Annotated in this window: 25 protein-coding genes and 1 pseudogene; 10 read left to right on the top strand and 16 right to left on the bottom strand. The window is 63.3% G+C overall.

The window, feature by feature from the left end:
* Positions 1–114 precede the first annotated feature (114 nt).
* Positions 115–1,020 (bottom strand): LysR family transcriptional regulator, encoded by a 906-nt coding sequence (locus tag NKJ20_RS30635; protein ID WP_352749203.1) that lies wholly within the window; start codon positions 1,018–1,020, stop codon positions 115–117.
* A 147-nt stretch (positions 1,021–1,167) separates the two neighbouring features.
* Between NKJ20_RS30635 and NKJ20_RS30640 the strand changes: the two genes are divergently transcribed.
* Positions 1,168–2,064 carry an MBL fold metallo-hydrolase gene (locus tag NKJ20_RS30640; protein WP_352749206.1) on the top strand — a complete coding sequence of 299 codons (897 nt, stop codon included), beginning with the start codon at positions 1,168–1,170 and terminating at the stop codon, positions 2,062–2,064.
* Between the two features lie 89 nt (positions 2,065–2,153).
* On the opposite strand, the gene NKJ20_RS30645 is transcribed toward NKJ20_RS30640, so the two are convergent.
* From NKJ20_RS30645 to NKJ20_RS30665, 5 genes are all read right to left on the bottom strand, one after another.
* Entirely contained in the window at positions 2,154–3,023 is an 870-nt protein-coding gene (locus tag NKJ20_RS30645) for a patatin-like phospholipase family protein (protein WP_352749208.1), read from the bottom strand.
* Positions 3,020–4,378: a M16 family metallopeptidase gene (locus NKJ20_RS30650; RefSeq protein ID WP_352749245.1), complete on the bottom strand. Its 1,359-nt coding sequence runs from the start codon at positions 4,376–4,378 to the stop codon at positions 3,020–3,022. Before NKJ20_RS30650 ends, NKJ20_RS30645 begins: the two co-directional genes overlap by 4 nt.
* A 190-nt stretch (positions 4,379–4,568) precedes the next feature.
* Positions 4,569–5,933, bottom strand: coding sequence for a M16 family metallopeptidase (locus NKJ20_RS30655; RefSeq protein WP_352749210.1), 1,365 nt, complete (start codon positions 5,931–5,933; stop codon positions 4,569–4,571).
* A gap of 97 nt (positions 5,934–6,030) precedes the next feature.
* A complete protein-coding gene (gene rsmD / locus NKJ20_RS30660; RefSeq protein WP_352749213.1) occupies positions 6,031–6,585 on the bottom strand; it encodes a 16S rRNA (guanine(966)-N(2))-methyltransferase RsmD in 555 nt (184 codons plus the stop codon).
* Entirely contained in the window at positions 6,566–8,467 is a 1,902-nt protein-coding gene (locus NKJ20_RS30665; RefSeq protein ID WP_352453463.1) for a pseudouridine synthase, read from the bottom strand. Before NKJ20_RS30665 ends, rsmD begins: the two co-directional genes overlap by 20 nt.
* Positions 8,468–8,543: 76 nt before the next feature.
* On the opposite strand from NKJ20_RS30665, the gene NKJ20_RS30670 reads away from it, so the two are divergent.
* On the top strand, positions 8,544–8,996 hold the full coding sequence (locus NKJ20_RS30670; protein ID WP_352479909.1) for a nucleoside deaminase: 453 nt from the start codon (positions 8,544–8,546) through the stop codon (positions 8,994–8,996).
* A gap of 85 nt (positions 8,997–9,081) precedes the next feature.
* Here the strand turns inward: NKJ20_RS30670 and NKJ20_RS30675 are convergent, their stop codons facing one another.
* Together NKJ20_RS30675 and ileS are read right to left on the bottom strand one after the other, a co-directional pair.
* Entirely contained in the window at positions 9,082–9,762 is a 681-nt protein-coding gene (locus NKJ20_RS30675) for a hypothetical protein (RefSeq protein ID WP_352458053.1), read from the bottom strand.
* Positions 9,763–9,957: 195 nt separating this feature from the next.
* Positions 9,958–12,948, bottom strand: a complete 2,991-nt coding sequence (ileS, locus tag NKJ20_RS30680; RefSeq protein ID WP_352749216.1) for an isoleucine--tRNA ligase — start codon at positions 12,946–12,948, stop codon at positions 9,958–9,960.
* Between the two features lie 42 nt (positions 12,949–12,990).
* Between ileS and NKJ20_RS30685 the strand changes: the two genes are divergently transcribed.
* Positions 12,991–13,176, top strand: coding sequence for a hypothetical protein (locus tag NKJ20_RS30685; RefSeq protein ID WP_352749219.1), 186 nt, complete (start codon positions 12,991–12,993; stop codon positions 13,174–13,176).
* A gap of 70 nt (positions 13,177–13,246) precedes the next feature.
* Positions 13,247–13,462, top strand: a complete 216-nt coding sequence (locus NKJ20_RS30690) for an antitoxin Xre/MbcA/ParS toxin-binding domain-containing protein (RefSeq protein WP_352749222.1) — start codon at positions 13,247–13,249, stop codon at positions 13,460–13,462.
* A 35-nt stretch (positions 13,463–13,497) separates the two neighbouring features.
* Here the strand turns inward: NKJ20_RS30690 and NKJ20_RS30695 are convergent, their stop codons facing one another.
* Both NKJ20_RS30695 and NKJ20_RS30700 read right to left on the bottom strand, forming a co-directional pair.
* Positions 13,498–14,301, bottom strand: coding sequence for a MipA/OmpV family protein (locus NKJ20_RS30695; RefSeq protein ID WP_352749225.1), 804 nt, complete (start codon positions 14,299–14,301; stop codon positions 13,498–13,500).
* Positions 14,302–14,499: 198 nt separating this feature from the next.
* A pseudogene (locus tag NKJ20_RS30700) lies at positions 14,500–15,406 on the bottom strand (alpha/beta hydrolase).
* Between the two features lie 342 nt (positions 15,407–15,748).
* Here NKJ20_RS30700 and NKJ20_RS30705 point away from each other — a divergent pair.
* A complete protein-coding gene (locus NKJ20_RS30705) occupies positions 15,749–16,303 on the top strand; it encodes an HdeD family acid-resistance protein (protein ID WP_352453471.1) in 555 nt (184 codons plus the stop codon).
* A gap of 78 nt (positions 16,304–16,381) precedes the next feature.
* On the opposite strand, the gene NKJ20_RS30710 is transcribed toward NKJ20_RS30705, so the two are convergent.
* Both NKJ20_RS30710 and NKJ20_RS30715 read right to left on the bottom strand, forming a co-directional pair.
* The gene (locus tag NKJ20_RS30710; protein WP_352541594.1) at positions 16,382–17,365 is read right to left on the bottom strand and encodes a bifunctional riboflavin kinase/FAD synthetase; all 984 of its coding nucleotides are present in this window, start codon (positions 17,363–17,365) and stop codon (positions 16,382–16,384) included.
* Between the two features lie 9 nt (positions 17,366–17,374).
* Positions 17,375–18,235 (bottom strand): TIGR01459 family HAD-type hydrolase, encoded by an 861-nt coding sequence (locus tag NKJ20_RS30715; protein ID WP_352616848.1) that lies wholly within the window; start codon positions 18,233–18,235, stop codon positions 17,375–17,377.
* 247 nt (positions 18,236–18,482) lie between these two features.
* Here NKJ20_RS30715 and NKJ20_RS30720 point away from each other — a divergent pair, with 247 nt between their 5' ends.
* Positions 18,483–18,854 (top strand): pilus assembly protein TadG-related protein, encoded by a 372-nt coding sequence (locus NKJ20_RS30720; RefSeq protein ID WP_352749228.1) that lies wholly within the window; start codon positions 18,483–18,485, stop codon positions 18,852–18,854.
* Positions 18,855–19,122: 268 nt separating this feature from the next.
* Positions 19,123–19,755: a LysE family translocator gene (locus NKJ20_RS30725; RefSeq protein ID WP_352749231.1), complete on the top strand. Its 633-nt coding sequence runs from the start codon at positions 19,123–19,125 to the stop codon at positions 19,753–19,755.
* A gap of 6 nt (positions 19,756–19,761) precedes the next feature.
* Here NKJ20_RS30725 and NKJ20_RS30730 read toward each other — a convergent pair whose 3' ends face one another.
* On the bottom strand, positions 19,762–20,586 hold the full coding sequence (locus tag NKJ20_RS30730) for a DUF2189 domain-containing protein (RefSeq protein ID WP_352749234.1): 825 nt from the start codon (positions 20,584–20,586) through the stop codon (positions 19,762–19,764).
* 133 nt (positions 20,587–20,719) lie between these two features.
* On the bottom strand, positions 20,720–21,469 hold the full coding sequence (locus NKJ20_RS30735; protein WP_352749248.1) for an SDR family oxidoreductase: 750 nt from the start codon (positions 21,467–21,469) through the stop codon (positions 20,720–20,722).
* 110 nt (positions 21,470–21,579) lie between these two features.
* On the opposite strand from NKJ20_RS30735, the gene NKJ20_RS30740 reads away from it, so the two are divergent.
* Positions 21,580–21,951: a winged helix-turn-helix transcriptional regulator gene (locus NKJ20_RS30740; RefSeq protein WP_352749236.1), complete on the top strand. Its 372-nt coding sequence runs from the start codon at positions 21,580–21,582 to the stop codon at positions 21,949–21,951.
* Positions 21,952–22,052: 101 nt separating this feature from the next.
* Here NKJ20_RS30740 and NKJ20_RS30745 read toward each other — a convergent pair whose 3' ends face one another.
* Positions 22,053–22,757: a glutathione S-transferase family protein gene (locus NKJ20_RS30745; RefSeq protein ID WP_352749237.1), complete on the bottom strand. Its 705-nt coding sequence runs from the start codon at positions 22,755–22,757 to the stop codon at positions 22,053–22,055.
* A gap of 105 nt (positions 22,758–22,862) precedes the next feature.
* Between NKJ20_RS30745 and NKJ20_RS30750 the strand changes: the two genes are divergently transcribed.
* Positions 22,863–23,225, top strand: a complete 363-nt coding sequence (locus tag NKJ20_RS30750) for a winged helix-turn-helix transcriptional regulator (RefSeq protein ID WP_352749240.1) — start codon at positions 22,863–22,865, stop codon at positions 23,223–23,225.
* A 275-nt stretch (positions 23,226–23,500) separates the two neighbouring features.
* Here NKJ20_RS30750 and NKJ20_RS30755 read toward each other — a convergent pair whose 3' ends face one another.
* Positions 23,501–23,950, bottom strand: coding sequence for an SgcJ/EcaC family oxidoreductase (locus tag NKJ20_RS30755; protein ID WP_352749241.1), 450 nt, complete (start codon positions 23,948–23,950; stop codon positions 23,501–23,503).
* A 62-nt stretch (positions 23,951–24,012) separates the two neighbouring features.
* Between NKJ20_RS30755 and NKJ20_RS30760 the strand changes: the two genes are divergently transcribed.
* Positions 24,013–24,465: a MarR family winged helix-turn-helix transcriptional regulator gene (locus tag NKJ20_RS30760; RefSeq protein WP_352749243.1), complete on the top strand. Its 453-nt coding sequence runs from the start codon at positions 24,013–24,015 to the stop codon at positions 24,463–24,465.
* Positions 24,466–24,546 lie beyond the last annotated feature (81 nt).

Raw genomic sequence — 24,546 nt, forward strand, 5'->3', positions numbered from 1 at the left:
TCGTCGAGAGATAGCATGGAGCACTGTTCGCGATGTCCTCGCACACCTGTTCGCGATGTCTCCGGTCCAAACAGGGGGGAGATCGCAGCTTCGGCCATCAGCGCCTCACCCAAGCTACCGCCCCCGCCCGCCTGCCTCTACCTTCTGCACGGCCGCGATCAGCATCTCGACAAACCTCGTCACCTTGGGCGGGCGGAAGCGGGCGGCGGGGTAGACTGTGTAGATGCCGCCGGAGGGCAGCCGCCACTCGGGCAGGATCTGCACCAGCCGCCCGGCGGCCAGTTCGTCCCGCACCAAAAAGTCCGGCAGCACCGACAGGCCGGCGCCGGCGCGGACCGCTGCCAGCCCTGCCGGCGTTGCGTCGATCGAAATTGTTGCCTGCATGCGCACGGCCTGCTGCTCGTTGTCGCCGCGCGAAAATTGCCATAGCAGCGGTTCGCGCAGCGCCATGTTGGCGACGAAGGGCAGCCCGGCGAGGTCTTGCGGTTCGCCGGCGGTGAACCGGCCTGCAAAGCCGGCGCCGCATACCATGAATTGTTGGAAGGTGCCGATGCGCCGGGCCTGCAGGCTGGAATCGGCCAGCCAGCCGACGCGGATGGCCACGTCGATGTGGCCGGAAACCAGGTCGATCGTCTCGTCGCCCAGCGTCAGCTCCACCCGGCAGGCGGGATAGCGCGCGCTGAAGGCGGCGACCACCGGCACCACCGCCGATGTGCCGTAGTCGTTGGACGCGGCGATGCGCAGCGTGCCGGTCGGCTCGGCGGCGGCCTGCGCGAGCTCGTCGAATGCATCCTCGGCCTGCTGCAGGACCTGCAGGCAGCGGGCATGGAACGTTCGGCCAGCCTCGGTCGGATGGACGCGCCGCGTCGTGCGGATCAGCAGCGTCGTTCCGACATCGCGCTCCAGCCGCGCCACCTGCTGGCTGACCACCGCCTTGGTGATGCCCAGCCGCTCGGCGGCCCGCGTGAACGAGCCGGCATCGACCACCGCCGCGAAATAGGCCAGCCGGTTCAGGTTCATGCTTCGCTCATGGCAGAGGCAGTCTCATTGTCAGGCAATGGCATACATTACGTCTATTTTGTCGGCCTTCAATACGCATTCCGCTTTTGCCATCTTGCGGGCATCGAGGCTGCGCGCCGCCGAGTTCCGCATTCCCAGGAGACATCCATGTTCACACGGAGAGCCATCATGAAAACCACCCTCGCCGCCGGCGCTGCGGCGGTCTTTGCTCCCGCCGGGCTTGGCCATGCGGCCGGCGGGCTTTCCTGGAAACATTTCCCCGCCGGGCAAAACGGCTTCTTCCGCGCCCCGGTGCTGGTCTCCGGCGCCACCGAAACCGTGCTGATCGATGGCGGTTTCACTTACCCCGACGGCCGGGCCGTGGCCGAGGCGATCAAGGCGACCGGCAAGACGCTCACCACCATCTATGTCAGCCAGTCCGACCCGGACTATTATTTCGGCCTCAAGCCGATCAAGCAGGCGTTCCCGCAGGCACGGGTGATCGCTGCAGCCGAGACGGTGGCCGCCATCAACGGCAATGTCGAAAAGAAGCTCGCCGTCTGGGGGCCGCAACTCAAGGAGAATGGCCCGCAGGCGCTGGCCGACGTCGTCATCCCCGAAGCATTCGACAGCCAGACGCTCAGCGTCGATGGCGAGACCATCGAGATCGTCGCCGCGGAAGGCCTCGCCAACCGGCGCTATCTCTTCGTGCCGTCGCTGAATGCGGTGTTCGGCGGGGTGATGATCTTTGCCGGCGTGCATGTCTGGACCGCCGACACGCCGACCAGAGAACTGCGCGCCGCCTGGCTCGCCAATCTCGAAAAGATCGCGGCGCGCAAGCCGGCAATCGTCGTGCCCGGGCACATGACGCCTGAGGCCGCTACGGACCTTTCAGGCGTCGAGCACACCAAGACCTATCTCATCGCCTTCGAGGAAGAACTGGCCAAGGCCAAGGACGCGGCCGCACTGAAGAGCGCCATGGAAGCCCGCTTCCCCGGCCTCGGCATGGGCGTTGCGCTCGACATCGGCTCCAAGGTTGCCACCGGCGAGATGAAGTGGGGCTGAGATGGCCGCCAATCGCGAGCTGATCCGCGCCACTTACGAAGGATACGCTCATGGTCCAGCGAGCGTTGACGCCGGACGCTTGATTACGGTCATCCGCCGAGACGGTTCGTGCGCTTGCTGGCTTCGGCCTTGGCGCGGGCCTCGACCGCCTTCTCGATCTCGCGCTTCAGCTCGTCCTTGATCGCCACCGTCTCGGCCATCAGCGCCTCGACCTTCATGAAATCGAGCACCCGGTATTTCGAGACGGCCGGCCGGATCAGAATGTCGGGCCGGCTCTGGTTCAGCTTGCTGGCGATGATCGACTGCATCATCAGCTGCGTGGCGCCGAACATCAGGTCGACGGAGGTCGGGAATTTGCGGCCCGCCTCGGTCGGCGCGCCGACCACGTCGACGGCGATGATGATGTCGGCGTCGAGCTCGATCAGGTCGAACGGCACGGGATTGTAGATGCCGCCGTCGATCAGCAGCCTGCCGTCGCGCATCACCGGACGGAACACCGCCGGGATCGCCGCCGAAGCGGCCAGCGCCGAATGCAGCTCGCCTTCGTCGAACACGGCGAGCTTGTGGCCATAAAAGTCCGTTGCCGTCACCTTCAGCGGTATCTTCAATTCGGCGAAGGTTTCGGGAATGGCGTCGGGCAGGAACGCCTTGAGGATGCGCTCGACATTGAACTGGCTGACCCGCAAGCCGCCCTGCAACGCTTCGGCAAAAGTGCCGGGCCGCGCCCGCCACATGCGCGTCGCCACTTCGGCGCGGCGGCCGAGGATCGAGCGCGTATAGTCGTGGATGTCCTTGCCGGTCATGCCCGAGGCCATGCCGGCGCCCATGATGGCGCCGATCGACGAGCCGGCGATTGCCGCCGGCCTGATGCCCAGCTCGTCCAGCACCTCGATGACATGGATATGCGCCAGCCCACGCGCCCCGCCGCCGCCAAAGGCGATGCCGAAGCTAGGGCTCATCCCTTGTTGGCCGCGCCGAGCTTCGGCCCGACCACCATGACGGCCGGCTCGGCGGAGAGCAGCTTTTTCGCCACCTCTTTCACCTGGTCCAGCGTCACCGCGTTTATCAGGGCGGCGCGGCGCTGCATGTAGTCGATGCCGAGCTTGCCGAGCTGGATCTCGAGCAGCGTTGAGGCGATCGCGCCCGAGGAATTCAGATTGTTGATGGCATAGGCACCGATCATGTATTTCTTGGTCGCCGCCAGCTCGGCTTCGGTCGGCCCCTCCTCGGCCATGCGCTTGACCACGTCGCGCACCACGGCCAGCGTCTCGGCCGCCCTGTCGGCGCGGGTCGAGGTGGTGATGGACAGCGCCTCGGAATGCTGGTGGTCGACGAGGTCGGAGCTGACGCTGTAGGCCAGGCCGCGCTTCTCGCGCACCTCGTCGAACAGCCGCGAGGTGAAGGTGCCGCCGCCGAGGATCTCGTTCATCAGCACCGCGGCGAAGAAATCCGGCGCATTCCGCTTCACGCCGGGATAGGCGAGTTGCAGCGAGGCCTGCGGCTGGTCGTAAACGACCTCGAGCTGCTGGCCGAGCTTCAGGTCGATGTCGGGAACGGGCGTAAGCGCCTGCTTTTCCGGCAGGCTGCCGAACACCAGGTCGAGCTTCTGCTTCAGCGTCTCGGCGTCGATGGCGCCGACCACCGCGATATGCAAGCCGTCGCGGCCGAAATTCGCCTTGTGGAAGGCGCTGAGATCGGACGGCGTAATCGTCGCGATGCTTTGCCTGGTGCCCTGGTCGGGCCGCGCATAGGGATGCCTGCCGTAGATCGCGTCCAGCCATTTGCGTTGGGCGAGCGTATCGGGATCGCGCTCGTTGGCGATGATGCCGGACAGGATTTGCGAGCGGATGCGGTCGATCGGCACCTGGTCGAAGCGCGGCTGGTTGACCGCCACCCGCAACAGGTCGAAGGCGCCGTCGCGCTGCTCGGCCAGCATGCGCATCGAGCCGTAGATGCCGTCGCGCTGCGCATCGAAGCTCATCTCGGCGCCCACATCGTCAAGCTTGATCTGGAAGGCCTCGCTGTCGAGTTTGCCGGCACCTTCGTCGAACAGGCCGCTCATCAGATTGGCAAGCCCTTCCTTGCCGGGCGGATCCTGCGTCGCGCCGCCATCGAAGACGAAGCGGATGGCGACGATCGGCACCGAATAGTCCTCCACCAGCCAGGCGGTGATGCCCTTCGACGAGGTCACCTTCTGGATGTTCACGGCGGCGCGAGCGGAAAGCGCCGGCAGGAGGAGAAAGAGAAGGGAGAGGAACAGGGTTGCTAGAAGAGCGCCGGCGTGCCAATTGCCAAGGTCGGCGCCGCCCCTCATCGCCCTGCCGGGCACTTCTCCCCGTATAGTGACGGGGAGAAGGGGCTGGCCGCTATCCCGGCGCTCGCTCTGCAAACGCTGAAGATTGGCGAAACCGTCGATGACGGCGCCCCTCTCCCCGTCCCTATACGGGGAGAGGATGCCGGCAGGCAGGTGAGGGGCAGCGCCAACTCTCAAGCTCATCATCAAATCAATTCCCAGCCTGGGTTTCGGGAAGCAAATAACCGGTCGTTGCGTGGTCGAGATTGAGATAGCGGGCAGCGACTTCCTTGACCTGGTCGGCGGTGACCTTGCGGATGCGGTCCGGCCATTGCTGGACGTCCTGGACGTTACCGCCTGTGGCGAGCGTCGAGCCGTAGATGTTGGCCATGTCTTCCTGCTTGTCGCGGGCAAAGATCATCGAGCGTACGAAACGGTCCTTGGATTTTTCCAGCTCGTCGCTGGTGACGCCGTCTTTCGCGATGCGGGCGATCTCGGCGTCGACCGCGGCCTCGATGTCGGCAAGCTTGGCATCGCCGCGCGGCGCGCCGTAGACGGTGAAATTGGTGTCGTCGAGCATGGTGCCCTGGAAGAAGGCGCCGGCCTCGGCGGCGATGCCTTGCCTGACGACAAGCTCCTGGTAGAGCCGGCTGCGGTTGCCGCCGCCGAGGATTTCGGACAGCACGTCGAGCGCTTCGCCTTCGCCGGGCTTTGCCGTGTGATAGGACGGAACCACCCATTGCGTGGTAAAGCTCGGCACGCTGACGCGCCCGTCGGTCAGCGTCACCGTGCGCCTGGTGTTCTGCTCGGGCTCGACGGGTCGGATGCGCGGCGGCAGGTCCGGGCCGCGCGCGATCTTGCCATAGGTCTTTTCGGCCAGCGCCTTGACCGTTTCCGGTTCGACATCGCCGGCCACCACCAGCACGGCGTTATTGGGTGTATAGTATTTGTTGTAGAAGGCCATCGCGTCGGTGCGGTTCAGCTTCTCCATCTCCTGCATCCAGCCGATGACCGGAATGCGATATGGCTGGTTCTGCCACAGCGTGGCGTCGATCTCCTCGTCGAGCACTGCCTGCGGATTGCTATCGATGCGCGAGCGGCGCTCCTCGAGGATGACGTCGCGCTCGGTTTTGATGACGTCGTCGTTGAGGATGAGATTGCGCATGCGGTCGGCCTCGAAGCCCATCATCTCACCGAGCGCCTGCGGCACCACCGTCTCGTGAAAGGCGGTGTAGTCGTAGGAGGTGAAGGCGTTGTCCGAGCCGCCGATGGCGGCGACGGCACGGTCGAGCTCGCCCGCCGCATGGTTGGTGGTCGCCTTGAACATCAGATGCTCGAAGAAATGGGCAATGCCGGACTTGCCCGGCGGCTCGTCGGCGCTGCCGATCTTGTACCAGACCATATGGGTGACGATGGGGGCGCGGTGATCGGGGATGACGACGACCTCCATGCCGTTGTCGAGCAGGAAATCGGTCACGACGCCATCGTCAGGATTGTTATCCGCCAGAGCCGGCGCGGCCATCACCAGAGCCAGTCCCAAGAGCGTTCCGCGCAGCCATTCAGCCTGAAATGTCATAGATGGCTCCGGTTTGTAGTGGGACGATAGGCGGGGTTGCTGGTCGAGGCAAAACGAATTGTTCGTCATTTTGAAGGCGCCATCGTGGAAGCCGAACTCAGGCGGCCTCGATGAACCGGATGACCGTCTCGCCATAGTTGCGCTCGTCGACAACCGAAAAGCCCGGCCCTGCCTCGAACGGCGCCGCCGCCGCTTCCTCGACGACGCAGAGCGCGCCGGGGGCGAGCCAGCCACCGGCCTTGGCCGAGCGCAACGCGCGTTCGCCAAGGCCTTTGCCATAGGGCGGATCGGCGAAGACCAGGCCGAATGCGGCGATGGTGCCCGCCTCGCCCAAGCCCGTCGCGTCGCGGCGGAAAATCTTGGTGCAGCCGGTGAGGCCGAAGGCCTCGACATTGGTGCGGATCAGGCCGCGCCCTTCGGCGGATTCCTCGATGAAGACAGCGTAGGAGGCGCCGCGCGACAGCGCTTCGAGGCCGAGCGCGCCGGTGCCGGCGAACAGGTCGAGCACGCGCGCGCCGTCCAGTCTTTCGGGAAAGCGATGCGCCAGCACGTTGAAGACCGCCTCACGCGTGCGGTCGGTGGTCGGGCGGATGGCAAAGGTGCGGGGCGTCGCCAGCGGACGCCCGCGAAACTCACCGCCGACGATCCGCATTGCTTCCTTTCGGGCCGCCGCGCGGCCGGTCGCCACCGCCATCCGGGCGCTCGCCGCGCGGTTTGCCGAACGGCTTTGCACCGCCGCCTTGCGGCTTGCCGCCGGGCTTGCCGTAAGACGGCTTGAACGATGCCTTGCGCGCCTTGATTTCTGCCGCCTTGGCGGCGTCTGCCTCCGCCCTGCCCTTGCCGATCGGCCGTGCGCCTGGCGCCATCCAGACATTGGCCTTGCGCTGGCCCGGCGGCTCGATCGGCCGCTGCTCGCGTTCGGATTTTTTCCCACCGAAGCCGCCACGAGGCTTGTCGCCACGGGGTTTGTCCCCGAAGTCGCTGCGTTCAGGTCTGGGGCCACGCTCGCCAAAGCTCTTTTTTGGCCCAAAGCTCCTGTCAGGGCTTGTCGACAGCTTGCCGAGCGCTTCGTCGCGGCTGCCCTCGCGCCGCTTGCGGTTCTTGATCAGGCCGCCCTCGCCGATCGGCCGGCGTTCGCCGTCGCGGGTGAATTTCGGCCGCTCGGGCTCCTCCTCGCGCTCACGCCTGACCGGCTTGTTGGAAAACGGCTTGGCGATATCGGCGTCGAAATTGGCGCCGGATTCTTCGACCAGACGCTCGCCGAGTTGGTCGCGCAGCACGCGGCCCTTGATCTCCAGTACATGGCCTTCCGGTAAATCGTCGAGCTGGAACGGCCCGTAGGAAATACGGATCAGCCGCGTCACGTCGAGACCGAGCGCGCCCAGGATGTTCCTGACCTCGCGGTTCTTGCCTTCGCGCAGGCCGAGTGTCAGCCAGGCGTTCGAGCCCTGCTCGCGGTCGAGCGTCGCTTCGATGGCGCCGTAAAAGACACCGTCGACGGCAATGCCTTCGCGCAGGCCGGCAAGCGCGCTTTCCTCGACCTTGCCGTGGACGCGCACGCGGTAGCGTCGCAGCCAGCCGGTCGCCGGCAGTTCGAGCACGCGCGACAGGCCGCCATCATTGGTGAGCAGCAGCAGGCCTTCGGTGTTGATGTCGAGCCGGCCGATGGTCATCAGCCGCGGCAGCCCAGGCGGCAGCACGTCGAAGACGGTCTTGCGGCCTTCGGGATCGCGGTTTGTCGTGACCACGCCGGCCGGCTTGTGGAACAGGAACAGCCTGGTGCGCTCGATCGGCGGGATCTCCATGCCGTCGAGATGGATGATGTCGCCGGGCATGACGTTGAAGGCCGGCGAGGACAACACCTTGCCATTGACCTTGACGCGGCCGGCCGCAATCAGTTCCTCGGCGTCGCGGCGCGAGGCCAGGCCGGCACGCGCCAGCCGCTTGGCAATGCGTTCGCCGGCTTCTTCCGTTGCCTCGACGCGACGCGGGCGCGGCTTGAAGCCGCCTTCCGATGCCGCCTGTGCCCTTTGTGCCCCTTGCGGACGATCGCCAAAATCACGCTTGGGACGGTCGAAACGCCTCTCGCCGCGCTCGCTTTCGGCAGCTGCTGGCCGGTCGCCGCGCGGTGCGTAAGGCTTGCGCGGACCTTCGCGCTTTTCATAAGGCGTGCCCTCCGGACGCGGCCCTTTGCTGAACGGCCTGTCGCCGCCTTTGAAGTCGCGCTTCGGCCGCTCGCCTTCGGCAGCTGACGGCCGGTCGCCGCGCGGCGCATAAGGCTTGCGTGGACCCTCGCGCTGTTCATAAGGCTTGCCTTCCGGACGCGGCCCTTTGCTGAACGGCCTGTCGCCGCCTTTGAAGTCGCGCTTCGGCCGTTCGCCTTCGGCCGCCGCCGGCCGGTCGCCGCGCGGAGCGTAAGGTTTTTTGGCGCCGAAGGGCGGCTTGCCGCCCTTGTCGGGAGCGCCATCGCGACCACGCGGCCCCGCCGGCTTCGGGCCGGCCTTGCGCGGGAATTTCTTGTTTTTGTCGTCCATGTGGCCTTTGCTCGTTTGCGCGGGTAGTAACAGGATCGCGCTCTAGTGGCGAGGAGATAATCGGAATGGGAACCGCGTGAAGCGGCAGGATTTCATGGCGCTGGCGCTGAAAGAAGCCGAAGCCGCCGCCCAGCGTGGCGAAGTGCCGGTTGGCGCGGTCGTCGTCGGCGGCGATACGGTCGTTGCGAGTGCCGGCAACCGCACCCGCGAGTTCGCCGATCCGACCGCCCATGCCGAGATGCTGGCGATCCGCGAGGCCTGCCGCAAGCTTTCCAGCGAGCGGCTCAGCGGCCACGATCTCTATGTGACGCTGGAGCCGTGCGCCATGTGTGCCGGCGCCATCTCCTTCGCCAGGCTGCGCCGGCTTTATTTCGGCGCTGCCGACGAGAAGGGCGGCGCAGTGGTCAACGGAGTTCGCTTCTTCACGTCACCGACCTGCCACCATGTGCCCGACATCTATCCGGGCATGGCCGAGAACGCAGCAGCAGCATTGCTGAAGGACTTTTTTCGCGAGCGACGCGGACCCTGATTTTCTGGTCCGGCAGACGGTCCAAATCCAAGTCAGCCAATCCAGCCAGCCAATCCAGGGCAAGAACGTCTCTGGCGCCGTCAGCCTACCAGGGCAGCCAGTCGAACATGCCGCCGCTCTTACTCTTGGCGGCCGCCTCCCTCTTGAGGCGGCGTTCCTTCTTGTACTCGTCCTCGCCGAGGTCACCCTGCGGCGCGGTGGCGGCGGCAGCGCGGTATTGCACCGGCGGCTCGCTCAGATATCTGCGGGTGGTCGGGTCGCCCTGTTTGCCTTCAGCCCGGCGGCGCATGATTTCCGCGGCGCGGCTCTTGTCCGAATCGGCCGGAGTCCAGGCTGGCGGGTGGCTCGAGCCCGACTGCTTCAGCGCGGCCTTGACCGACGCCGGATCCGTCTGCACGTCATCGATGACCTGCGCCTGGTAGGCCGGGTCGTCCTGATGCAGAGTGGCATCGGCGCGCAGGCGGGCACGGCGCTGCTCCGGCGATTCGGGCCATTCGGCGCTTGCCGTCTCGATGCTTTCCTGCGGCGGCGGCAAGACTTCCTTCTGCCCCGGCCCTGGCTTCACCAGCGTGGGGCGCGGCTTGTAGTCGATACTATCCTTGCGCTTGGGTGCGAAGGAAAAAGCCCCGGTGAGGTCGCCGGCAAGCTGCGCGCCCGCGGTCTTGTCTGTCCCGTAAGTGGGCGAGCCCATGCAGCCGGACAAAGCGAGGCCCGATACGACAAGCGGCGCCAGCAGCGCAACGCGCGCGTAAGTTCTCTCGGTCATGCCAAAAAGTCCCACTGTAGACAGCCTCTCGATTGCCGCCGGCCAAAGAAAGGTCCGGTCCCCATCGCCTATGCTCTTCCGACGGAATTCCGGCGACAATTTGTCGTCCGGAGTTTCACGTGTTTACCTCAACCACTCGTTAAGGGCAACGCGCGGGGGCCGATCGGCCGCCCGCCGTGGCATTTGTGCACCGCCTTAAAGACGGCTCAAAGCCTTCAGCTCATGCAGAACAGCGGCGTCACGGGCCGAAACATCCGGGAATTCCGGATCTGAGCCGACATCGGCGGTGTAGCGCCAGGAGCGCGCGCACTTCACCAGGCCACGGTCCTCCGCCTTCTCGACGACCACGGCGACGCCCTTGACGTCGTCGAGGGTAAAGCTGCCCGCCGACGCCTTGCCGTGCACGATTACCAGATCGCTGGTGATCGCCATCTCGGCCATATCGACATCGGCGATCGCCGCTTCGAGCACGGCATCGTCGAGGGTAACGACCGGCACCGCTTCCAGCGAAGAGCCGATGACCTTCTGCGCGCGGGCAATTTCCAGCGCCCCGGTGACGACACGGCGAACCTGCCGAACCTTGCGCCACTTCTCCGCCAGCGCTTCGTTCCTCCAGTCCGCCGGGATTTCCGGGAACTGGTCGAGATGCACGGAGACCGCATCCGGATGACGGTCGAGCCAAGCCTCTTCCATGGTGAAGGGCAGCATCGGCGCCAGCCATTTCACCAGGCAGTCGAAGAGATGGCGCACCACCTGCACGGAAGCCTTGCGCTTCACGCTGGAAGGCGCTTCGCAGTAAAGCGCGTCTTTGCGGATGTCGAAATAGAAGGCCGACAGCTCTACCACCATGAAGTCGAGCAGCGCGCGGGTGATGCGCTTGAATTCGAACGCGTCGTAGCCCGAGCGTACGACCTCATCGAGTTCAGCGAGCCGGTGCAGCATCAGCCGCTCCAGTTCAGGCATCCTATCCAGCGGCACCTCCTCGCCATCGTCGTGGGCGAGCGTGCCCAGCATCCAGCGGATGGTGTTGCGCAGCTTGCGGTAGGCGTCGATATTGGTCTGCAGCACGTTCTTGCCGAGCCGCTGGTCCTCCCAATAATCGGTCGTCACCACCCACAGCCGCAAGATGTCGGCGCCGGACTGCCTGATGACGTCCTGCGGCACGACGGTGTTGCCGAGCGACTTCGACATTTTCCGCCCCTCCTCATCCATGGTGAAGCCATGGGTGACGACGGTGTCGTAGGGCGCCCTGCCCCTGGTGCCGCAGCTTTCGAGCAGCGAGGAGTGGAACCAGCCGCGATGCTGATCGGAGCCTTCGAGATAGACGTCGGCCGGCCATTTCAGGTCGGGCCGGTCCTCAAGCGTGAAGGCATGCGTCGAGCCTGAATCGAACCAGACATCGAGGATGTCCATAACCTGCTGCCATTTCGAGGCATCGGGATTGCCGAGGAACCGCTCCTTGGCGCCGGCGGCGAACCAGGCGTCGGCGCCTTCTTTCTCGAAGGCGTCCATGATGCGCCGGTTGACTGCCTCGTCGCGCAGCACATTGCCGTCGGCATCGGCAAAGACGGCGATCGGCACGCCCCAGGCGCGCTGGCGCGACAGCACCCAGTCGGGGCGCTCCTCGATCATGGCGCGGATGCGGTTCTGGCCGGCGGCGGGCACGAAGCGGGTATCGTCGATGGCTTTCAGGGCGCGGCTGCGCAGCGTCGTGCCGTCGCCAAGCTCCTTGTCCATATAGACGAACCATTGCGGCGTGTTGCGGAAGATGATCGGCTTCTTCGAGCGCCAGGAATGCGGATAGGAGTGCTTCAGGCGGCCGCGCGCGAACAGCGCGTTGCGCTTGATCAGCTCGTCGATGACAGCCTGGTTGGCGTTGCCCTTCTTGCCATTGTCGTCGATGACGCGCGCCGCTCCACCCTCGCGGTCCTGGCCGAAGCCCGGCGCGTCCTTGGTGAAGAAGCCGGCATCGTCGACGGTGAAGGGGATCGCGGTGTCGATGCCACGCTGGCGAAGATCAGAGGCAGCATCCATCCAGGCGTCGAAGTCTTCGCGGCCATGTCCCGGCGCGGTGTGGACGAAACCGGTGCCGGCATCGTCGGTGACGTGATCGCCGGCGAGCATCGGCACGGGGAAATCGTAGCCGCCACCCAGAGCTTTGAGGGGATGCGAAAGCGTAAGGTTTTCAATCTCTTCGGCGCCAACGCTGCGAAGCCGATTCAGAGTGACCTTGGCCTTCGCGGCAGCGTCGTCCGCAAGCTTCTCGGCAAAGATCAGCTTTTCGCCGGGCTGAGGACCAAAGGCGTTCTCGGCCGCCGTAACCTCGTAGAGACCATAGTTGATGCGCGGCGAGTAGTTGACGGCGCGGTTGCCGGGGATCGTCCACGGCGTCGTCGTCCAGATGACGACGTTGGCATCAAGCAGATCGAGCGACGTCTGCGTCAGCTTGGGATCAAGGGCTGGCTGCCCATCCTTGATGTTGATGACCTGGCGAGCGAGGCTGACGACCGGAAACTTCGCCCAGATCGTGTCCGACTCATAGTCCTGGTATTCGACCTCCGCCTCGGCCAGCGCGGTGCGCTCGACCACACTCCACATCACCGGCTTGGAGCCGCGATAGAGCTGGCCGGACATGGCGAATTTCAGCAGCTCGCCGGCGATGCGCGCCTCGGCATGGAAAGCCATCGTCGTATAGGGATTGTCGAAGTCGCCGACGACGCCGAGCCGCTGGAATTCGGAACCCTGCACCTTGATCCAGTGCGCCGCAAACTCACGGCATTCCTGCCGGAACTCGTTGACCGGCACCTCGTCCTTGTTCTTGCCCTTGGCGCGGTACTGCTCCTCGATCTTCCATTCGATCGGCAGGCCGTGGCAATCCCAGCCTGGTACATAGTTCGAGTCATAGCCGCGCATCTGGAACGAGCGGGTGATGACGTCCTTGAGGATCTTGTTCAGTGCGTGGCCGATATGGATGTTGCCATTGGCGTAGGGCGGGCCGTCGTGCAGCACGTATTTTTCGCGGCCGACTGCGTCTTCGCGCAACTTGCGGTAAAGGTCCATGTCCTGCCAGCGCTTGACCAGCAGCGGTTCCTTTTCCGGCAACCCGGCGCGCATCGGGAAATCCGTCTGCGGCAGGTAGAGCGTTTTGGAATAATCGATCGTCTCGGCGGTCTCAGTATCAGTCATTCGTCTGCCATATGCGTTGCCGGCGGCAAAAGAGCCCGGGCGTTGAACTATCATGATCTGGAAAAAGCGCGAGAGGCCGCGCGCAAGATTCCCGGCGGCTCCGGCGGCGGTCAGACCGCCCGGAACACCGGGCCTGTAATTCGTATCGCAGTCGCGAATGCGCTGATAAAGTGCGTCATGACCGGGCTTTTAAACGAGGCCGGCCCTATTGAAAAGCCCGAACTCTGATGCTTCCTCCTAAGAGCATGTACCAACTGCGGTTTACATTTCACAGTTAGCGCGCCGGAAAGAACGAAATGTGACTCTGACGATTACTGAGTCCGAACGCGCCCTGCGACTTCGTATTTCAACGATGGCGGATCGTGTTTTCGGCAACTATGAAAGGGCGCAGCGCTGGCTGCGCAAGCGAAGTCGGGTGCTCAACGAGGCGCCCATCAATCTCCTACAATCCGAAACAGGTGCGATGCTTGTGGAAGAGGAACCCAACCGCATCGCCTACGGCATAGTCGCCTGAGCCATGCGGCTGCGCGCAGTATGTAACCTGCGACATCACATCGAGAAATCGAAGCGATAGGTCGTAGACACGCCGATCATGAACTGATCCCTGGAGCCGCGCTCCTTGACCAGGCTGGAATCGGCGGCCGGGCCTATCAGGCGGGAATATTCGCCGAACAGACTGGCCGTCATCGGCTCGGTCACCTTCCAGGTCACCGCGCCGCCCAGGCCCGCCGACTTCACCCCGCCGCCGGGATGATATTCGCTAAGTCCCGAGGCCAGGGACTCCTTGGCATCAACGCCGTAATAGGCGTCGAAATAGTCCGATGAGGCGAACGAAACGCGCGGTCCGGCCGAAATCCTGACGTCGGGCGTCACATCGTAAAAGGCGTCGGCGGCGATGTCGGCGACAAAACCGTTATGGGCGCGAATGCCGTGCCGCAATTCGGCGCGGGCACGCAGCCAATCCAAAGGATAGAATTCGAAGAAGCCGCCAGCCTCGCCGCCCCAGCGCACCGGGTCGAGACCCTTCAATTCGTCGGCGTCACCACCGTCGCGGGAAAACAGGAACTTGCCTGTCAGGCCGGCGCGGACGCCGCCATCGTCGATCAATGCCAATGAAATATTGTCGTTGCGCGAGGTGAAGCGCGCCGCGGGACCAGCCTTGCCGAGCGAGATGATCGGCGAGGCACTGAGCAGGTACTTCTTGCCGCCCTCGAAATTCGGAGCAACCATGCCGGTGGCGCCGACCGTCAGGTACCAGTCTCCGGACAGCCAGCCGAAGGTGCCCTCGCCGGCCTTGGCAACGCCGCAGGTGCCGAGCATGAATGCGGCCAAGATCGTCGGGACAGACCGCATCGTTACTCCATACGTCGAACGCATTGGCCGATACAACCAGCCTTGACTGAAGCCATGGCGCCAGTTCGGTAAAATTTGACTTAATATCCGCAACATCGGCAGCGTTGGCCGGCCTGTTCCGCGTTGCAGTCGATTGTTTGGCGCACCAAGATTCCAGATCAAGTGTTTGGAATACGATAGCAGTTGCCTCGGCAGGGGTTACAAACATTCGCGGACAAACATGCCTGCGTCGTGAAGAGCGCGGCGACCGGCGCTCAACCCCGCATTCCAAACCGGCCAAGCGTGAATCATATGCGGCCAAATTTCGAGACGTACTTTGACGTCCGCCGCGCCGGCGGCTTCGGCGAGCCGAGTTGCGTCAGACATCAGCGTCTCGGCCGAACCGGCTTGTATCAGCATTGGGGGAAATCCGCTCAGATCGGCGAACAAAGGCGAGATCAGCGGATCGCGCCGACCAACGCCATTGGGAACATAGGCCGTTGCCAGTTCCTCCAAATACGCCCGGTGGATGATAGGGTCGATTGCGTCCTTGGTTGATAGTGTCGCGCCGGACATCGAAAGGTCCGTCCAGGGCGAAACCAGCCAAAGACATCGCGGCAACGGCTCGCCTGCCGCACGCAATATACTGACCAGGCACATGGTAAGGTTGCCGCCCGCACTGTCTCCGCCAATCACGATGCGGTCCGGCGCGATGCCTTTGCCGCCTCAGAAAGCGCCATGCGGTGAGTGCGTCTTCATGTTGCGCAGGGAAAGGATGTTCCGGTGCGCGGCGATAGTCGATCGCGAGGGTGCGCATTCCCATTCCCCGACCTGCCTCGGTCACCATTCGACGATGACTTTTAAGAGAGCCGGAGCAGTAGCCACCACCGTGGAAAAACAGCAGAATCTTGTCCCTGTCGCTCTCAGGCGCCAGCGACCACTCTCCCTCGAGGCCATCGAAAACCACATGCTCGCATCGGATGTCCTCCGCGACTGGCCACACCGAACCGACTTCGTCGAGCCGTGCCCGGCGTTCGTCCCAGCGGACCGTTCGAGGCTTTGAGGTCAACAACCTGCGGACGGCGTTGATCTCCGTCAGATCGAGGTGTTCGTCCGCATCGCTCATTTTGCTTCCCTAGCCTCATCAAGCGTAGAAAACGGCATATAGCAGCAGCACACGTCATCGTATAAAGGGCCAATGCCAGCACTGGGAATTTTCGTTACACTTGCGCCGCGGCGAATACACGGGACGACGGGTCGCCCGTAAACCCGCTTGTTATCTTTTAGCACTGGCTCACCCCCCCATGATCGAATTATTCCATCTGGTATTTGGCCGCTTCGGGTCAAAAACGGAGGTCTAGCGGATCGCTCGGGAGTGTGGCGCTCACAGCCTGCTCGCTGGACGGGCAAGGCGATCGGCGCTACCGTCCGGAACAAAGAAGCTAGGCAACCTTGAGGGAGAAGGGCAATGACCGTGCACAGCGATGCCATGAAAGACGCCATTGGCCAGACGCGGGCGAAATGGGGATGGTTCGTCGCGCTCGGGGTGCTGCTGCTTGTCTTCGGCGGCATCGCCTTCGGCAATCTGTTCATCGCAACCGTCGCCTCGGTCTTTGTCGTGGGCTGGCTGATGCTGATGGCCGGCATTGTCGAAATCATCCATGCCTTCGGCGTGAAGACATGGGGCCGTTTCTTCTATTGGCTGCTCAGCGGCCTCCTCTACGCCGTCGCCGGCTTCTTCGCCTTCGACAATCCGGTCCTCGCCTCGACGGTGCTGACCTTCCTCCTGGCGGTCGCGCTGCTTGCCTCAGGCGTGCTCAGGGCCTGGGTAGGCTACAGCCACCGGCCGCAGCCGGGCTGGGGCTGGGTGGTCGCGGCCGGCATCATCAGCGCACTGGCGGGACTGGTCATCGCCATGGGCTGGCCGGTCAACAGCGTGTGGGTGCTGGGCCTGTTCCTGGCCGTCGACCTGATCTTCCAGGGCTGGAGCTTCATCGCCCTTGGCTTGGCGCTGAAGAGATAAATTCTGGTTGAGCATGATCTTAATCGGAAAACCGGTTCCCACTTTTTGCTTCGCTGACCTTCGGTTCGGGACCATGCTCTAAAAAGCTATGGCCGCGTCCAGCCCGGAAAGCGGCCTGACGCCGGCGAGCAGTGCCTTCGCCTCGGCCTCGTCACGCTTCATCTGGGCGACCAGCGCGTCAAGCCCGTCGAACCTCACCTCCGAGCGCAGGTAGCCGAAGAAGGACACGGCACAAATCTCGCCGTAGAGGTCGCCGGAAAAGTCGAAGACGAAGGTCTCCAGCAATGGCGCGCCATTGTCGTCGACCGTCGGCCGGCGGCCGAAGCTGGCGACGCCATCATGAAGCGAACCGTCGGCGCGGCGGAAGCGGACGGCATAAATCCCTTCCTTGAGGGTGGCTTCCGGCGAAAGCCTCATGTTTGCGGTGGGAAAGCCGAGTGTCCGGCCGAGCTGCTGGCCGCCGATCACCTCCGCCTCGACGGTGAAACGGTAGCCGAGCAAACCGGCGGCCTCGGCCACATTGCCCTCGCACAGCAGCGTGCGTATGCGGCTCGACGACACCACCTCGGCGCTTTCGTCACGAAACGCATCCACCAGCGTGACGCCGAAGCCGTGGCGCTCGCCGGCAGCCATCAGATAGGCCGGGCCGCCCTGGCGGTCCTTGCCGAAATGGAAATCGAAGCCGGTGACGGCGTGGCTTATGCCGAGATTGCGCTCGAGCACGCCGGTGACGAAAGCCTCCGCCGACAAGGCGGCGAACTCGCGTGTGAACGGCTGCTCGACCAGCGCCGCAAAGCCCAGATGCGACAACAGCCGTGCCTTCATCGGCGGCGGCGTCAGCACGAACAACGGCATGTCCGGCCTGAACACCTTTCGCGGATGCGGTACGAAGGTCAGCACCAGGGCGGGTACGCCTCGACGCTCCGCTTCGGCGCGCGCGCGTTCGAGCACCGCCTGGTGGCCGCGGTGGACGCCGTCGAAATTGCCGATAGCCACCACGCCGCCGCGCAGATGGGCCGGCAGCGGTGCGGTTGCGGAAATGCGTTCGAACATTGCCGTCATGGCTTGAACCTATTGCAGCCTGGGAATCACCGCGACCGGCCTGTAGCCATATTTTTCCAGGAAGGCCGCGAGCCTGGCCGGATCCGGCTGCAGCGTCTCACCGTAATCGCGGGCATGGATGCCGCCTGATACGTAGAGCACGTCGAAGCCATTGTCGGCCGCGCCCTTGATGTCGGTCATCATGCCGTCGCCGATGGCCAGAACTTGCGAACGCTCGACCGGGCGGCCGAGAATGACGGCGATCTCCTTCATGGCGACGTCATAGACCGGCGCGTAGGGTTTGCCGGCGATCAGCGTGCGTCCGCCAAGCTGTGCGTATTCGCGGGCCAAAGCGCCTGCGCACCAGATCATGCGTTCGCCGCGCTCGACGACGATGTCGGGATTGGCGCAAATGAAGGGTAGGTTCCTGGCACGCAGCCTCTGCAGAAGATCGGCATAATCTTCCGGCTTCTCCACCTCGTCATCGAACAGGCCGGTGCAGACCACGCCGGATGCTTCGAACTCCTCGACGAGTTCGACGTCGAGGCCCTCATAGAGCGTGAAATCCCGATCGGCGCCTATATGGAAGATCTTTCGCGGCCCTTCGGCGATCAGGTCGCGGGTAACGTCGCCGGACGTCACGACACGGTCGTAGGCGGCGGGAGGAACGCCGATGGCGTTCATCTGTGCCACCACGTCGGCGCTGCGACGCGGCGAATTGGTGATCAGCACGACAGGTATTTTCGCCGCGCGAGCAGCGATCAGCGCGGCAGCCGCCGCCGGGAAATGCCATTCGCCATTGTGCACCACGCCCCAGACATCGCACAGGATGGCTGAATAGGCTCCCGACAAGTCTGCGAGCGAACCGATGATGTCGGGCGAATCCGCCATGCCGTTGTCCCTGTACCATGATGCTTGCAAGCGCCGCGACCGACGGTCCGTAGCGGCCGGCCCGGATTAACCGAAGCGTTTCGCTCTGTCACCAGCTTTCGTTGTGCCCGCAAGATTGCCGCCCGGGGACGCCGGCGAGGACGTGTGGTTAACGGGCATTGAAAAACCGTGCCGACCTTGAACGTATTTTAGCAATCGGAAATTTAAAAATGCATGGCATCGTCCGGGAAAAATGGGGCGGGCGGGAATGCTGAAGGCAATAGTCGGAGAATTCCGACACGACAGACGTGGCAACTACTCGTTAATGACTGCAATCACCATTGTGCCGCTGATGGCCGGTCTGGCGCTCAGTGTCGATTACGGGGAGTTGCTGCGCGAAAAGCACGAAACGCTGAACGCACTTGATGCGGCCGGCCTCGCCGCCGCCCAGCAGATCGTTGCCGGCGCCAGCGACGACGACGTCAAGGCCTACGCCAAGACATTTTTCGAAACCAATCTCGCACGTATCGACCCGGCGAACACAGCGCTGACCGTCACGCTGCCCAACAACAATGCCGGCGGCGGCACCTTGAAGCTCTGCGCCGGCCTCACGGCGACAAGAAGGCAATCGATGCGCTGAAGGCGTGTTCGTCGGATTCGCGCTTCCGCAAGGATTCGGCCGACCCGAGCAAGCCTGCCAAGCTGTTCTGGAATGCAACCGGCGCGACGCTGTCCGACAATTTCAAGGAAATCGCCAACGAATTGTCGAACCTGCGCATCGTCGGCTGAAGGCGATGGGATTGGCGACTAAGGCAGGGGCCCCGGCGCACTGGCGCAAAGGCTCCTGCCGTCATGCCCTTGCGGGTGATGAAAGCATGTGGTGAGTGTCCCCACCCGGAGATGCGCTCTTGCCTGAACCCGCCAACCATCTTGCCTTCGCGCTGGTCTGCCTCGGTATGGTGCTGACGCCCGGCCCGAACATGATCTATCTGATCTCGCGCTCGCTGTCGCAAGGGCCGAAGGCCGGGCTGATCTCGCTGGGCGGCGTGGCGCTCGGTTTTTTGTTCTACGTGCTGTCGGCGGCGTTCGGCATCACCGCGCTGCTGCTCGCCGTGCCCTTTGCCTATGATGTGCTGCGCGTTGCCGGCGCGCTCTATTTGCTGTGGCTCGCCTGGCAAGCGGTGCAGCCCGGCGGGCGCTCGCCCTTCCAGATCCGCGAACTGCCGAAGGACAGACCGCGCAAGCTGTTCGCCATGGGCCTGATGACCAACCTGCTCAACCCGAAGGTGGCAGTGCTCTATCTGTCGCTGCTGCCGCAATTCATCAGCCCCGGCAAGGGCCACGTGCTGTCGCAGCTTCTGGTGCTCGGTGCCACGCAGGTCGCGATCAGCCTGACCGTCAACGCCATCATCGCGGTGACGGCCGGCTCGATCGCCATCTTCATCGCCGGGCGGCCGCTATGGCTGGTGATCCAGCGCTGGATGATGGGCACGGTGCTGACCGCGCTGGCCGTCAAGATGGCAACCGACGCGCAACGCTGATCGGTCCTACATCGGCCGCCTGACCTGCTCTGCCCGCTCCGGTTCGACCACCCTGCGGTAGAGATGCCAGGTCGCGTGGCCAAGGATGGGCATGACGACGGCAAGCCCGGCAAATAGCGGGATCGAGCCGATGACCAGCAGCACGGCGACCATCAGGCCCCACAGCGCCATCTGCAGCGGGTTTGTCAGAACTGCCCTTGCCGACGTCTCGATTGCCGAGACCGCGCCGACGTCGCGGTCGAGCAGCAGCGGAAAGGCGACGACGGTCGTCGCCAGCACGATCGCGGCAAAGGCGAACCCGGCCAGGTTGCCGAGCAGGATCAGCGTCCAGCCCTTGCTGGTCGTCAGCACCTCGCGAATAAAGCCGACAATAGAGGCCGGAGGCTGATTGCCGTACAGGCTGGTGTAGATCGATTGCGCGGTGAACAGCCAGAGCAGGAACAGTACCACCAGCATGATACCGATGACCGCAATCGCGGGCAGCGCCGGAGAGTGGCGCACGTCGAGCGCATGCCACCAGGATGTATCCATGCCGAACTCGCGCCGGCGGCTGATTTCGTAAAGGCCGATAGCGGCGAACGGACCGACCAAAGCGAAGCCGGACATCAGCGGATAGATGAGTTGGATGGCGTTCGAGCCCGACGTCCACTGCGTCAGGATCAGGCCGACCACCGGATAGATCAGGCACAGGAACACGTAGTGCGACGGCTTGGCCCAGAAATCCTCTACGCCGAGACGGAGCGCATCGAGCAGATCCTCGGTGCTGATGCGGCGCACCGTGGGCTGTACATGCATTCCACGTGCGTCCGCCATGACATGAAAGCCGGCCATAACCTTTCTCCCGTGGGTCGGGGCGGCCGCCGCCAGGATGGCCGCCCGTAGCTGCCACTTCTCGTATAAGCACTATGGTAGTCGATTTAGGGGTGATTGTCGCCAAGTCGATGGTCACGATGGTAAATCCCGGTTATAGATTTCCGACGCCACCATCGACGAGCAGTTCCGTGCCAACGACGAAGCTCGACTCATCCGATGCTAGAAACACCGCCGCCTTGGCGAGTTCCCAAGGTTTGCCCATCCGGCCGATCGGCACTAGCGCGCGTATCTGATCGCCAAGCGCCTTCTCGTCCGCTTCGGGCAGACCCAGCTTGCCCAAGGCCGGCGTCTCGGTCGGCCCGGGGCTGAGGCCATTGACGCGAATACCGCGCTCGATCATCTCACCCGAGAGGGTGCGCGCCAACGACAGGAGGCCAGCCTTGCTGGCGGCGTAGGCGCTACTCTGGGGCAGGCCGATATGGGCACTGACCGAACCGCACAGGATGATCGATGACGGGTTGGAGAACATCGGCAACAGGGCTTGGATCAAAAAGAACGGCCCCTTGAGATTGGTCTGCATCAGACGGTCATAGACCACCTCGTCCCAATCCTGCAGGGGCTGATGCATCACATCACCGGCGTTGATGTTCAGTATGTCGAGCCGAGGCCAGCACTGCGCGAGTTCGGCGGCAAGCGCACGCTGATCGGCGAGGTTGCCGGCATCATTCCTGATCACCTGCGCCAATCCGCCCAGCTCGCGCTGCGCAGCTTTCAGCCCGGACGGGCTCCTGCCAGTGATTGCCACCGTCGCACCCTCGGCCAGGAACTGGCGCGCGGTTTCGAGACCGATGCCACTGGTTGCCCCGGTAATGAGGGCATATTTGCCTTTCAAGCGACCCATGATTTGGCGACCCATGATTTGCCTTCCCAAAGACGATGAGAATGGCATTGTCGACACGATAGTATGCTTTGTATAGTAGGCACCGAATGGGTACTAAAGGAAATAATTTCATGGCGCAGGCAAAAGCCATCGAGGTGACGCCAGTCGAAGGCGGAAATGGCACGACCGATCGTTGCCCGATGATCGATTTCGTCAATCTGGTTTCGGGAAAATGGGCCATTCCCATTCTTTATCGCCTGATCGTCACCGGTTGTCCGATCCGCTTCGGCGAGCTCCAGAGGGCCGTCGCACCGATTACGCAAAAGGAGCTCACGCGGCAGCTGCGCCTGTTCGAACATCGCGGTCTGGTCTATCGGAGGGTCTATGCCGAGATGCCGCCGCGCGTGGAGTATGAGGTAACGCCGCTGGGTAGAACCTTGCGTGGCACGCTGGATTCGCTGGCCGACTGGATGCGTGTCAACGCATCCCACCTGATCACCTGACTAATCGGGCACAGATTGTTTGCCCTGCCCGGCCAAAGCCACGGGCGGTCACCGCGCGGCACCACACTTTGGCGCCGCGCGGCTGAGATGCGTGACAAAAGCTAGGCAGCGAAACGATCGATCACTTCGGCCAGCGGGACATGGCCAAGACAGGCACCCGAACCCGCCGGCTTTTCGCCACCCTCGATGGCCTGTGCGTATCGCACGGCCGGATCGGTTTCGATGCGGCGGCGGAGCGCCGCCAGTTTGGGATAAGCGGCGCCGTCGACCGCCTGGTGGAACTCCGCCCAGCGCGCCACGCCGATCAGCGTGGTATCGGCAAGCGTCAGCCGGCCGCCGACCAGGAAATCCGTGTCGAGGATCATCGCCTCGAGCTGGTCATGGCGGTTGGTAACGACCTTGCGGCCGAAATCACGCAAGGTCGCCAGCAGCACCGGTTCCGCCGATTCCATTTCATATGCGGCGCAGAGCGGGGTGAAGGCGGCGGTGAAACCGGTGTTCACGAAAGCCATTAGCTGGTGCATCCGGTCGGCCTCCGGCGAGCGAGGCTCGAAGCTGATACGGCGTTGCGTATCGCGGGCTTCGAGCCAGGCGGCAATCGCCATGGTCTCGGTGAGCACCCTGCCTTCGTCGGTGATCAACACCGGCGTTTCCTGGCGGCCGTTGATACTGGCATAGGCGTCGTTCTTCATCTCAGCGAGCATGTCGACACGACACAGGCGGTAGGGCTGTCCGAGGCGTTCAAAAGCAGCGACAGGCCCCATCGAACTTCCCAGCGGGAAGCCGTAAAGGAGAATAGGTTCCATTTCTTTCTCTCTTCCATGTTAGGGGTCACGCTGCGCAGCGAAACTTGACCCTAAACGCTGGTCGCCCCATGTAAATTACGCACTATTCTGTAACCAGGTCCCGCCATGAAAGATGTCGTCTCACGCTGCCCGATCGAGGAGACCATGCGTGTGCTCAGCGGTCGCTGGCCCACCTTGCTGCTCTATTATCTCAAGGACGGTACCAAGCGCTTCAGCGACCTGAGGCGTGACAATCCGACAGTGTCGCACCGCATCCTGGCGCTCGAACTACGCAAGCTGGAGGAAGCCGGGATCGTGCGGCGAACAGCGCATGCCGGCTATCCGCTACACGTGGATTACGACCTGACGGAGCCCGGTCTCAAGCTTGTGCCGCTCATCGACGCCCTGGGCGATTGGTGGGAAGAGACCGAGGACGATCGGGCCAGCCGGGCTATATCGCCGGAAACCAAACTCGTGGCGGCGGAATAGCCGACCGGCGATCACCGCGCCGCCAAGAACTGCCGGCGAGAGCCAGCGCTCCAAGCCGTTCATACATTAGATCCCGCAAGACCAAGGCGACCGGCTATGAGGCGCGCCATTGTGGCCGGCCAAACCGGACAACGCACGGGCCATCCAGCACCAACTCCTGTAGCATGGCTCGCCAATCCCGATCACCTGACCCGCCGTTCGATCTCATTGCCCGATCAGATCGGCTTGACTATGCTGGATGGCTGTCGCTTTCGATTCTGACGTGAATGAAGAGCCTACTTATCCTCTTGAAGTTTCTCCTGAGACTTTGCCATTTGATCGTCCCCAAGTTCCATATTGTGCATCGTTGCAATCAACCATTCATCATGATCCCGCGTCGCCACTAAGCTGATTAATCCGCGCCGACGCGGCCATTCGTTTCCCATCGGATCGAGCGCGCCAGTCATGGACCACCGCAGGTCGAGCGTGGCAACATCAGGGCGAACAAGCTTGTTCCGCACGCTTTCGGCGGATAGATGGCTGTGCTTGAACATCTTCTCAAAAATTGGGGCATGGAACTGCTCGATCTTGTCACGTCCAGTCGCCTGCATACCGAAGACGTTTGTAAACTCGGCATCTGCCGCGAATACGGCGGCAAAGGCGCGAGCATCGTGACGATTCCAAGCTTCGATCAGCCTGTGCGCGACACTTTCCACCCCTTCAGTTCGGACGTTGCCCGTAGCCATGCTGATCTCCTGTCATATAGTTCGGTTGCCATACTATATGGGCACCATATAAGTTTGGAAAGATGGATAATCAGCCATACACGCAGTCTCTGCTTCTCTATGCTTATCAATCGTCGGCGAGCGCTTTGGTCCAGGTTCTCCGGGAGAGCGGCCATTCGGCAATCAAGCCCAAATACGGCGCTGTATTCGCCAACATCGACGCGGAAGGAACCCGACCCAGCGTCCTCGCAGAGCGTGCTGGCATTGGCAAAGCATCGATGGGTGAGTTGATCGATGAACTGGAGCGCCTCGGTTATGTTCGGCGTTCGCATGATCCGAACGACCGACGGGCCAAATTAATCGTTGCAACTGATGCGGCGCTTGCGGTGATCCGGACCGTCCACGATTTCAATCAGCGTCTCGAAGACCAATACCGAAGGCTGCTTGGTGCTCAGGCGTACGAATCGCTCCGGTCGTCATTGCAAGCGATATCCCCCAGAGAAAATTTGCAACCGAGGATACCTCCCCAGCGCTAGAGCGGCGGACTTTCATGTGAGTCCATACCCTGCGGCTGCGAAGTAATTTCTGCATTCTGTTGGAGAGAAGAGATTGCAGAT

Origin of the sequence: Mesorhizobium sp. M0185 (genome assembly GCF_040322175.1) — a bacterium.
Classification (GTDB): domain Bacteria; phylum Pseudomonadota; class Alphaproteobacteria; order Rhizobiales; family Rhizobiaceae; genus Mesorhizobium.

Excerpts from the sequence above, each read along its gene's own strand:
- rsmD (WP_352749213.1), bottom strand. The coding sequence starts at position 6,585 with ATGCGGATCGTCGGCGGTGAGTTTCGCGGGCGTCCGCTGGCGACGCCC.
- NKJ20_RS30755 (WP_352749241.1), bottom strand. The coding sequence starts at position 23,950 with ATGGCTACGGGCAACGTCCGAACTGAAGGGGTGGAAAGTGTCGCGCAC.
- NKJ20_RS30710 (WP_352541594.1), bottom strand. The coding sequence starts at position 17,365 with ATGACGGCAATGTTCGAACGCATTTCCGCAACCGCACCGCTGCCGGCC.
- NKJ20_RS30720 (WP_352749228.1), top strand. The coding sequence starts at position 18,483 with ATGCTGAAGGCAATAGTCGGAGAATTCCGACACGACAGACGTGGCAAC.
- NKJ20_RS30735 (WP_352749248.1), bottom strand. The coding sequence starts at position 21,469 with ATGGGTCGCTTGAAAGGCAAATATGCCCTCATTACCGGGGCAACCAGT.
- NKJ20_RS30750 (WP_352749240.1), top strand. The coding sequence starts at position 22,863 with ATGAAAGATGTCGTCTCACGCTGCCCGATCGAGGAGACCATGCGTGTG.
- NKJ20_RS30650 (WP_352749245.1), bottom strand. The coding sequence starts at position 4,378 with ATGAGGGGCGGCGCCGACCTTGGCAATTGGCACGCCGGCGCTCTTCTA.
- NKJ20_RS30740 (WP_352749236.1), top strand. The coding sequence starts at position 21,580 with ATGGCGCAGGCAAAAGCCATCGAGGTGACGCCAGTCGAAGGCGGAAAT.
- NKJ20_RS30760 (WP_352749243.1), top strand. The coding sequence starts at position 24,013 with ATGGATAATCAGCCATACACGCAGTCTCTGCTTCTCTATGCTTATCAA.
- NKJ20_RS30695 (WP_352749225.1), bottom strand. The coding sequence starts at position 14,301 with ATGCGGTCTGTCCCGACGATCTTGGCCGCATTCATGCTCGGCACCTGC.
- NKJ20_RS30640 (WP_352749206.1), top strand. The coding sequence starts at position 1,168 with ATGTTCACACGGAGAGCCATCATGAAAACCACCCTCGCCGCCGGCGCT.
- NKJ20_RS30745 (WP_352749237.1), bottom strand. The coding sequence starts at position 22,757 with ATGGAACCTATTCTCCTTTACGGCTTCCCGCTGGGAAGTTCGATGGGG.
- NKJ20_RS30665 (WP_352453463.1), bottom strand. The coding sequence starts at position 8,467 with ATGGACGACAAAAACAAGAAATTCCCGCGCAAGGCCGGCCCGAAGCCG.
- NKJ20_RS30635 (WP_352749203.1), bottom strand. The coding sequence starts at position 1,020 with ATGAACCTGAACCGGCTGGCCTATTTCGCGGCGGTGGTCGATGCCGGC.
- NKJ20_RS30730 (WP_352749234.1), bottom strand. The coding sequence starts at position 20,586 with ATGGCCGGCTTTCATGTCATGGCGGACGCACGTGGAATGCATGTACAG.
- ileS (WP_352749216.1), bottom strand. The coding sequence starts at position 12,948 with ATGACTGATACTGAGACCGCCGAGACGATCGATTATTCCAAAACGCTC.
- NKJ20_RS30675 (WP_352458053.1), bottom strand. The coding sequence starts at position 9,762 with ATGACCGAGAGAACTTACGCGCGCGTTGCGCTGCTGGCGCCGCTTGTC.
- NKJ20_RS30705 (WP_352453471.1), top strand. The coding sequence starts at position 15,749 with ATGACCGTGCACAGCGATGCCATGAAAGACGCCATTGGCCAGACGCGG.
- NKJ20_RS30655 (WP_352749210.1), bottom strand. The coding sequence starts at position 5,933 with ATGACATTTCAGGCTGAATGGCTGCGCGGAACGCTCTTGGGACTGGCT.
- NKJ20_RS30645 (WP_352749208.1), bottom strand. The coding sequence starts at position 3,023 with ATGAGCCCTAGCTTCGGCATCGCCTTTGGCGGCGGCGGGGCGCGTGGG.
- NKJ20_RS30715 (WP_352616848.1), bottom strand. The coding sequence starts at position 18,235 with ATGGCGGATTCGCCCGACATCATCGGTTCGCTCGCAGACTTGTCGGGA.